Source organism: Halanaerobium salsuginis (assembly GCF_900114545.1).
Classification (GTDB): domain Bacteria; phylum Bacillota; class Halanaerobiia; order Halanaerobiales; family Halanaerobiaceae; genus Halanaerobium; species Halanaerobium salsuginis.
The window spans coordinates 1-7,118 of sequence record NZ_FOTI01000070.1; the positions used below are offsets into that span (position 1 = coordinate 1).

Genomic DNA, 7,118 nt, shown 5'->3' on the forward strand with positions numbered 1-7,118 from the left:
AGTCTATTCAAGCTTTAAATAACTGGTATGAAAATGTTAGTCAGTCTAAATTAAATCTTTTCTATAGAGCTAAAGGAACAGTAAAACGCTGGGAACAACACATTATTAACTATTTTAAAACTAGAATAACCAACGGATTTGCTGAAGGATTAAACAACAAAATCAAATTAATCAAAAGAATTGGCTACGGTGTTCCCAAAGTTGAAAACTTAAAACGCCGAGTATTTTTATCATTGCTAAGTATTTAAGAGTAATTCAAAAAAACAAAGAGATAACATGATTCAAACGGTGCTATTTAGATTTCACAACATTTGTCAAAGAACCAAGATATTTAATAATAATGTAATTCTGGCAGAAAATTGCCTTAAAAAGCAAGAATTTATTTTAATTGCGACGGGAATAGGTTTTTCTAATAAACAAGGAGATACTTTTTTACGTGATGATTATCAGATAAAGCAGGAGTTTATTCCTCTAACAGGTGATAAGCGTAATAACTATTTTCAGCTGTTGGAAGAGGTTGATAGTAAAATTATTCAGGCTACTGAAGAAATAATTGCTATGATAAATCAAGAATTAACAGCTGATATAAATCAGTATATTAGAATTGGACTTACAGATCATATTGCTTTTACTCTAAAAAGAATAAAAAAAGGTATGGAAATTATTAACCCTTTTTTAGTTGAAACTAGAACTCTTTATAAGAAGGAATTTCAGCTGGCCCGGCAGGCAGTTGCAATTTTAGAAAAGTGGTTTGAGCTGGTAATTCCTGAGGGAGAAATAGGATTTATAGCTTTTCATATTCATGGGGCAATTAATAATAATGAAGTTTCTAAAACTGTTAAAAATACTTCGTTAATTAAACAGTTAGTAGCAAAAATAGAAACAGAAATGGGACAGAAACTTGAATATGATAGTTTGAATTATGCTCGACTTGTCAATCATCTTCGTTTTGCTTTAGAAAGAATTGAAAGTAGTGAAAATAATATTAATCCTCTTTTAGATAATATTAAAACTGATTTTAAAACAAGTTATAAGCTTGCTGAACAGCTGGCAGAACTTATTGAAGAAAGATTAGATTATAAAGTACCAGAAGATGAAAAAGGCTATCTTGCTTTACATCTGCATAGATTGGAAAAAAATTTAAATTAAAATAGTTATTAAGGCCATGTTACTGTTAAATCAGGCAATAGCCGGAGAATTACTATTACTCGATTATTTAGAGTGATGGTTTTCTTCGGTTTTTTTATTTTTTAGAAATTTTTAAAATAAAACTACACAATATGTTGTAGTTATAATATAGAGTAAATATTATTAAAAGTTTTATCTGAGAATGAAAAATTTATTGGGAGTGTATTTAGGCGAATTACTTAAAAAAAGGAGGATTTTAGTTATGAAAAAATTATTTTCAAGTCTGCAGAGAATAGGTAAGTCGTTAATGCTTCCTATAGCTGTTTTACCAGCAGCTGCTCTTTTACTTAGGCTAGGAGCAGCAGATGTTTTAGATATTCCTTTTGTGATGGCAGCTGGCTCAGCAATTTTTGATAATTTAGCTTTATTATTTGGAATTGGGGTAGCTGTTGGAATAGCTTATGATAGTTCTGGAGCAGCTGGTCTGGCTGGAGCAGTAAGTTATTTTGTGATTACTAATGCAACTCAGGCTATTAATTCTGATATTAATATGGGAGTTCTGGCTGGTATAATTGGTGGTCTTTTGGCTGGTTATTTATATAATCGCTATCATGATATACAACTACCTGATTTTTTAGGGTTTTTTGGTGGAAAGCGTTTTGTACCGATTATTACTGGTGCAAGTAGTGTGATTTTAGCAGGTGTTTTTGGTTATATATGGCCGCCTATTCAGAATGTTATTCAAATGACTGGAGAGTGGATTATTAATGCAGGAGCAGTTGGAGTTTTTGTTTATGGAGTTTTAAATAGACTGTTAATTCCTGTTGGTCTGCATCATGTATTGAATAGTTTTATTTGGTTTGTTTTTGGTAAATTTACAACGCCAGCTGGTGAAGTTATAACAGGAGATTTATCACGCTTTTTTGCTGGTGATCCAACAGCTGGATTCTTCATGTCAGGTTTTTTCCCAATGATGATGTTTGGACTGCCAGCAGCAGCTCTGGCAATGTATCATACAGCTAAACCTGAAAACAAAAAAGCTGTAAGTGGTATCTTTTTGAGTGTAGGACTAACTGCTTTTCTAACAGGAATTACAGAGCCAATTGAGTTTTCATTTATGTTCTTGGCACCAGTTCTTTATGTTATTCATGCTATTTTAACTGGTCTATCTATGGTTGTAACCTATGTTTTAGGTATTCAGCATGGCTTTGGCTTTTCGGCTGGAGCAATTGACTATTTCTTAAATTATGGTTTGGCTACTAAGCCATTTTTAATTATTCCAATTGGTATAGTATTTTTTATAGTTTACTATCTATTATTTAGATTTGCTATTCAAAAGTTTGATATTCCAACTCCTGGTAGAACAGATGAGCTATCTGATTCGGATGATATGAGTGTAATGCCTGCTTCGCAAAGGAAGAATAATGATAAAGATTCTACAGAAAATATTGATCAAAAAACCAAACAGTATATTAAAGCTCTGGGAGGTTCAAAAAATATAATTAGTATTGAATCATGTATCACAAGATTAAGATTAGAGGTCAATGACTCCAGTCTTTTAGATGATACTAAATTAAAACAGCTTGGAGCTTCAGGTATTTTAAAAGCAAATACAAATAATGTTCAAGTTGTTGTTGGAACTAAAGCAGAATTTATTGCAGATAAAATAAAAAAAGAATTAAAATAATAAGCTCATTAAAAACATTTAATTTTTTAAAAATATTTACTAACCAGGAATCCCACTATTTTCTTTGGGGTTTCTGGTTTTTATTTTTTAATAATTTAAAATTGTAATTCTTCTTTATAGATTATTAATGAACTAAAGCGTAAAAAGCAGGGATTTTTTAAGAATTATAGAATTAAATTAATATAGTAAAGTAATTAAATTACAGTTTTACTTTAAAATTTAATGTTAAAATAAATTTAAAGTTCTTTTAAGTAAGGAGGATAAAAAAATGTCACATTTTTTTGCAAAAGTTTTCTCAACTATGATAGCTTTACTTGTAGCTGCTTATTTAATTCCTGGAATTACTGTGAGTAGTATTTGGGTAGGTTTTTTTGCAGCAGTAGTGCTTGGTTTTGTAAATGGATTTATTAAGCCAATTTTTACTATTCTAACTATTCCCTTTACTATTTTAACTTTTGGCCTTTTTCTATTGGTTATTAATGCTATTATGCTTGCTTTAACCTCTGTTTTAGTACCAGGCTTTTATGTAGGGAGCCTATTTTCAGCTATTTTAGCTTCAGTTATTGTTTCTGTTGTATCAGGAATCCTGCATAATATGCTTGAGGATTAATTATTACTAGTCCTCAAGTCTAGGGGGGAGATAACATTGTTAAAAACCTGCTTTAGAAAAATTATTAAAATTAGTTCGGCTGTTTTGTTTTTATTTCTATTTTTGTTCATTTTAAATGGAACTGTAGCAGCTGATCAGCTAACTCTTACCAATGGTAAGAGTTATCGAGGAGAGATATTAACAAACAGTTTCAGTTTAAAAACTGAGTATGCTGAAATTAATATTCAAACTCAATATTTAAGTAAAATAACTAGAAAAAATACTTTGTTTATTTTAAAGGCAGCTGAAAATAATAAATTTAGTGGTCAGCTGCAGGGAACTATTAAATTTAGAAGTGATAGTCAGGAGCTTAATATTAATTTGCAGGATTTAAGCAGCCTTGATTTTAGTCAGACAGCTAAATTTAGTAACAATAAAGCTGTCTCAGTTAGCTTAACAAATAATGACTATTTTTCTGCTAATACAGTAGAAAATGGTATAAATATTAATACTTCCTTAGGCAGTCCGCTAAATATACCCTTTAGTAAGCTAATTTCCATTGAATATTTAGCTGCTAAAGATGTTTACTTGATTAAACGGCAAAATGATTCTGCAGTTGAAGCTACTTTTTCTCAAAATAAAATAGTTCTCTGGCCAGCTGCAGGAGAAATTTTTGAGCTTAACTTAAATTATCTTAAAAAAATGACATTTAATAATTAACTTATCTATAATTTAGTAAAATAAGGCCCAGTATAAATGGGCCTTATTTTTACTTGCTTTAAGATACTAATGATGTTTATAATAGTTAATAATAAAGTTATTTATTATTATAATAGGTAAAATTGGTTTTTTAGTGGTTAGGAGATATAAAATGAGAGAAGAAAATTTAGAAAATAATCGCCAGTATTATGATGAGTATGAAATTGATCTAAGAGAATATATAATTTTACTCTGGCAAAAAAAGTGGTTTGTTCTGGGACTGGTAATTTTAGCTATCTTGGCAGCTCTTTTTTACAACTTATTTTTTGTACAACCTGTTTATGAAGCTCGAGCTACTTTACTTATTTTGCCCCCTCGTTATACAACTTCTTTAGAAGTAAAAACATTTTCAGCTGATACATATGAAAACTTAGCTCAGACTGATTCAATTAAAGCAAAAATAATTGCTGATCTTTCCCTGAAAAATAGGGAAGGAGAAGAATATAGTGTAGATCAGTTAGGGGATATGATGAAAGTAAAGCTTTTATCTGCAGCTGAAGAAGATAGTACACCATTGATTCAGTTAATAGTAAAAAATAGAGATCCAGAATTAGCAGCTCAAATTGCTAATTCATGGGCTAAATTATTTATGGCTGATAGTAAAGAGATTAGAAAAAGTGAAGTAACTGAAATCTCCAGTGTTATTCAACAGCAGTTTGAAGAAACTGAAAATAAGTTAAAAGGACTAAAAACACAAAAATTAAATTTCAAAGAAAAAAACAGACTGGAATTATTAAACAAGGAATTGAGCAATAAAGAAGATAAATTAACTTCTATTAACCAAAAAGTGCTTGACTTAAAAAGTGAACTTGGATTTAAAAAAATAAAATTGACTAATCTGGAAAAACAGCTTAGTAAGCTGGAGGATGATGGTAACTGGGAAGGAGATCTTAGTTATAATAAGAAAGCTTCTGATTCAGCTGCAGATTATCAGCAATTGAAGAATAAGCAGAGATTTTTAAATAGCCAGCAAAAACTGGTAGAATTTAACCAAGAAAATAATCTTGGTTTATTAAAATTAAAGATAAAAAATAAAGAAGAAAAGATAATTAGCTATCAGGCAAAAATAGCTGAACTAGAGAACAATTTAACTACAGCTATTCAGGAAAATAAGCATCTTGAGCAATTCCTTAAAACAGAATCTAAAACCTGGCAGCTTAATAAAAGTATTGATAATCAAACTCTCTGGCAGAGCATTTTAAACCAAAAAGATTTAGCTATACTTGATAAATTAAAGTTAAAGAATGAAATTGTTAATCCCATTTATGAGAATACACAGCAGAAATTTACTAATAATCAACTTATTATTGATATTAACTCTAATTTAGTTGACTCCTATCAACAGCAGATTGATCACTTAACGGCCTCTTTAGTAAATTTAAGAAAGAAGTATCTAAGTTTAGAAAATACGCAGCAAAATCTCAATAAAAATATAACAGTTTATCAACAAGTTTATGAGAATTATTCTAAAAAGTATCAGGAATTAATGCAGCAGAAACTTGATTTAGAGTTAAACGTTGAAGAACTGCAGGCTACATTAACCTATTATCAGCAGAGTGAGTCGGATTTGACTGCTGAAATTGAAACTTTACAGAATAATTTATGGCAGGCAGAAAACAAAATTGAAGAATTAGATCAGAAAATAGCTGATGTGAAAAATACTTATGATTCTCTTGCTAAAAGATCTGAAGAAGCAAGGATTACTGAGGCCCAGAGAACAAGTGATGTTAAATTTTATGCTAAAGCGGTTAGACCAGGCAGTCCAGATGCTAATAATTTAATGCTCGATCTTGCTATTGCAGCAGTGCTTGCTTTTATGACAGCGATTTTTATTATATTCTTCAAAGAATTTATGCAAGATGAGTGAAGGGGGGGATTTATTTGGAATCACAAATAAATTCAGGAAATAATCGCCAGTATTATGATGAGTATGAAATTGATCTAAGAGAATATATAATTTTACTCTGGCAGAAAAAGTGGCTTATTTTGGGACTGGTAGTTTTAGCTATCTTGGCAGCTTTTTTGATTAATCTTTTTGTTTTACCAACGACTTATCAGACCAGGGCTAAAATTCAGCTTACGGAATATCCAGGTATTTATGGCCAGAGTAATTATGCCAGACAGTTTTTGCAGAGCTCAGAACTTATCAAACAGGCAGCAGCTCGAGCAGGGCTTGAATTAACTAGTCAGGAGATTAATTATTATCAAGAAAATAGGCTAATGGTAACTTTGATTCCAGAAACAAAAATTATTGAATTACAGGTTGAAGCCAGTGAACCTCAGCTCGCTTATGATTTAACTAATAATATAATTAGTATATTTAGTCAGCAGTCAGCTGATTACTATAAATCGCTGCTGGCAAGTCAGCAGCGATATGTTGAAGAATTAGAGGGTGAGCTAAAATCAATTAACCGGAAAATAGCTCAAGATCAGCATCTAAACTCAACTAAGGACCTAGAAGCTAATCAACTTTTGTTAAATAGTTTTTTAAATGAAAGTAATTCTCTGTTTATGGTTAGAAGAGATTTAAGAGTTTTAATTCAACAGGAGAAAGAAAAATTACTTAGTTATGCTCAGGTTAGAGTAATTGATGAACCTTATTTACCTGTAACTAAAAAAACTCCTAATTTAGGTTCTTTGACAAATGTTGTGAAATCTAAATAGCACCGTTTGAATCATGTTATCTCTTTGTTTTTTTGAATTACTCTTAAATACTTAGCAATGATAAAAATACTCGGCGTTTTAAGTTTTCAACTTTGGGAACACCGTAGCCAATTCTTTTGATTAATTTGATTTTGTTGTTTAATCCTTCAGCAAATCCGTTGGTTATTCTAGTTTTAAAATAGTTAATAATGTGTTGTTCCCAGCGTTTTACTGTTCCTTTAGCTCTATAGAAAAGATTTAATTTAGACTGACTAACATTTTCATACCAGTTATTTAAAGCTTGAATAGACT

Annotated in this window: 8 protein-coding genes; 7 read left to right on the forward strand and 1 reads right to left on the reverse strand. The window is 30.4% G+C overall.

Going from position 1 to position 7,118, the window contains the following annotated elements; genetic code table 11:
• The 7 genes from BMZ74_RS13830 to BMZ74_RS13860 all read left to right on the forward strand — a co-directional run.
• A partial coding sequence (locus tag BMZ74_RS13830; RefSeq protein ID WP_143070141.1) for a transposase occupies positions 1-248 on the forward strand: 248 nt, incomplete at its 5' end.
• 40 nt (positions 249-288) lie between these two features.
• Positions 289-1,149: a BglG family transcription antiterminator gene (locus BMZ74_RS13835; protein ID WP_245750901.1), complete on the forward strand. Its 861-nt coding sequence runs from the start codon at positions 289-291 to the stop codon at positions 1,147-1,149.
• Between the two features lie 241 nt (positions 1,150-1,390).
• Entirely contained in the window at positions 1,391-2,815 is a 1,425-nt protein-coding gene (nagE, locus tag BMZ74_RS13840) for an N-acetylglucosamine-specific PTS transporter subunit IIBC (RefSeq protein WP_089862801.1), read from the forward strand.
• Between the two features lie 268 nt (positions 2,816-3,083).
• Complete coding sequence (locus BMZ74_RS13845; RefSeq protein WP_089862802.1) at positions 3,084-3,425, forward strand: phage holin family protein; 342 nt, start codon at positions 3,084-3,086, stop codon at positions 3,423-3,425.
• Between the two features lie 36 nt (positions 3,426-3,461).
• On the forward strand, positions 3,462-4,124 hold the full coding sequence (locus BMZ74_RS13850; RefSeq protein ID WP_089862803.1) for a hypothetical protein: 663 nt from the start codon (positions 3,462-3,464) through the stop codon (positions 4,122-4,124).
• A gap of 151 nt (positions 4,125-4,275) precedes the next feature.
• Positions 4,276-6,030, forward strand: a complete 1,755-nt coding sequence (locus BMZ74_RS13855; RefSeq protein WP_089862804.1) for a GumC family protein — start codon at positions 4,276-4,278, stop codon at positions 6,028-6,030.
• 14 nt (positions 6,031-6,044) lie between these two features.
• Positions 6,045-6,827, forward strand: a complete 783-nt coding sequence (locus tag BMZ74_RS13860; protein WP_177181462.1) for a YveK family protein — start codon at positions 6,045-6,047, stop codon at positions 6,825-6,827.
• A 43-nt stretch (positions 6,828-6,870) separates the two neighbouring features.
• Here BMZ74_RS13860 and BMZ74_RS13865 read toward each other — a convergent pair.
• On the reverse strand, positions 6,871-7,118 hold a 248-nt coding region (locus BMZ74_RS13865), incomplete at its 5' end, for a transposase (protein ID WP_143070141.1).